This is a genomic window from Deinococcus pimensis DSM 21231, assembly GCF_000519345.1.
Classification (GTDB): domain Bacteria; phylum Deinococcota; class Deinococci; order Deinococcales; family Deinococcaceae; genus Deinococcus_A; species Deinococcus_A pimensis.
In genome coordinates this window covers 41,186-41,422 of sequence record NZ_KI912627.1, presented here as the reverse complement: position 1 = coordinate 41,422, position 237 = coordinate 41,186, and positions in this window count along the sequence as shown.

Sequence of the window (237 nt, the reverse complement as noted above, 5' to 3'; positions counted from 1 at the left end):
GTGGGAACAGGAACAGAGACGCTAGGAAGGAAGAGGCCCGGACGGGCGGACCGCTCCGCCCGTGGGAACAGGAACAGAGACGCTAGGAAGGAAGAGGCCCGGACGGGAGAGAGGGATGGTCACGAGACCGTCCCTCTCTCCCGTCGTGGACGGAATCCTCTTTGAATGACTCATCTTCTGAGAAATATGTAAGACAGGTGTAAGAAGTCTTAACTATCATGAATCCAGACACGGCAT